Source organism: Helicobacter sp. MIT 05-5294, assembly GCF_000765675.1.
GTDB lineage: Bacteria > Campylobacterota > Campylobacteria > Campylobacterales > Helicobacteraceae > Helicobacter_D.
The window spans coordinates 1-1,568 of record NZ_JRPA02000061.1 but is presented as its reverse complement, the minus strand read 5'-3'; the positions used below and the strand labels follow the sequence as shown (position 1 = coordinate 1,568).

General features: G+C 41.3%; 2 protein-coding genes. Both read left to right on the top strand.

All coding sequences use genetic code 11. The features are described from left to right. Positions 1–186 precede the first annotated feature (186 nt). Entirely contained in the window at positions 187–720 is a 534-nt protein-coding gene (locus tag LS69_RS10020; protein WP_034374382.1) for a hypothetical protein, read from the top strand. Continuing rightward, positions 720–1,310, top strand: coding sequence for a hypothetical protein (locus LS69_RS10015; RefSeq protein WP_034374384.1), 591 nt, complete (start codon positions 720–722; stop codon positions 1,308–1,310). Before LS69_RS10020 ends, LS69_RS10015 begins: the two co-directional genes overlap by 1 nt. Positions 1,311–1,568: the final 258 nt, after the last annotated feature.

The following is a 1,568-nucleotide window of genomic DNA, read 5'->3' as shown; positions in this document are numbered from 1 at the left end:
TATGCAAGGAGAGCGAATGAGACGCACTTAGTGTGCGTTGCAGTGGAGCGAGCCGCAGCATTCCCTTATTAGTCGCTCAAAACTGAATTTATCTTAATTGGAAAAGGAATAAGCCAATGCGAATGCAGCAATCAATGATTTTAACCGCAAGGACGAATTTATCTTAATTTGCAAAAAGGAGTATAAATGGGTAACATTCTCTCTACCTACAACCCCAACCCCACCGCCACCGCCTATCCCTATCAAAACTTATTACAGGTTTTGCAAAATAGTAATCAAAACACGCAAAACACCATAAAAGGGATTATGGATATTGTCAAGGAAAGCGATGAACGCGCGGAGAGAAAAAATAAAGCTAGAGATGAGAATAACGCGAAGATTATCCAAGAGGCACAGGCACAAGAATGGACAAACACGATGCGTTTTCGAGATGAGCATACTAATGACTATTTAGCTAACCAATACAAGGATAGCGATGATGCCCAAACCCGCGCACAAAAGCAAAAAAACCTATCGCTCCTCGCACAAAAAGAAAGCGCGTATTTACAAAAAATGCGAGAAGAGTATAAAAAGGAGAGAGGTTACAGCGAGGAGCAGCACAAAGGCATCAGTGATTATGTAGAATCAGGGCTAAAAAACACAGGCGAAGCTCTTAGGGGGTTATTTGCCAAAAGCAGAAAGCCCCTAGAGGGAGAGAGCGTAGAGGGGAGCGAGATATAATGAAAGCCCAAGAGCTCATAATGGTCATAAGGAGTTTTTTAAAAGATGACAACATTGAGGGGCATATCTTTAGTGATGGATTTTTGTTGGATTATCTAAGTCGTGCGCAAAATACCCTTATCAGTCAGTTTAAAGAAAATATCCAAACCTTAAAGATACGCATTAAAGAAAATGAGCCTATCACTCTCCCTAGTAGGATTGCCTATATCTTTCATATCGCACTCAATGGTGTAGAGATCAAACACGCAAGCCCTATTCATGCGTTTAAAAGCCCCACGCCTTGCTTTTATCACTTAAGTAGGAGGCAGTATGCGATCACTAAAGGTGCAAGCGGAGAGCTAGAAATATGCGCGAGTTTTTTTGCGCCCCCGCTAGAGACAAAAGAAGATAAAGTAACGCTTGATGCGCTTTACACACACGCGGTGATTTTGGAGGCTTTTTGTGATATTTTGCTTATAGAGAATACGAGCTTTAATCCCCAAAGACGCGCGTATTATTGCCAAGCAAGAGAAGAGGAGAAAGCGCGGCTTAGAGGGATACATAATACAAGTAATGCAAAGGGTGTGATAGAGAGCAAAAGTCAGATGTAAAGCATTCAGCTTTGGGTAATCATAGCAGAGATTAGCAAAATTTTAGGGGTTCATAGGCACTAGCCTTATTCACCCCTAAAATTTTGCTAAAGCTCCACTAGCAATACCGCAAATCTTAGAATGCTAAGGGGTTTTGAAAAAAAGTTTAAGGAAAAAACTAAGAATCACGCGGAGGGATTTTTTGATGAATTTTAAGAGTTGTGAAGCTTTGAGCGCGAGGAGTTACCTAAGCGGTAATGACGAAGTGCGAAAAGCAAA

Excerpts from the sequence above, each read along its gene's own strand:
- LS69_RS10020 (WP_034374382.1), top strand. The coding sequence starts at position 187 with ATGGGTAACATTCTCTCTACCTACAACCCCAACCCCACCGCCACCGCC.
- LS69_RS10015 (WP_034374384.1), top strand. The coding sequence starts at position 720 with ATGAAAGCCCAAGAGCTCATAATGGTCATAAGGAGTTTTTTAAAAGAT.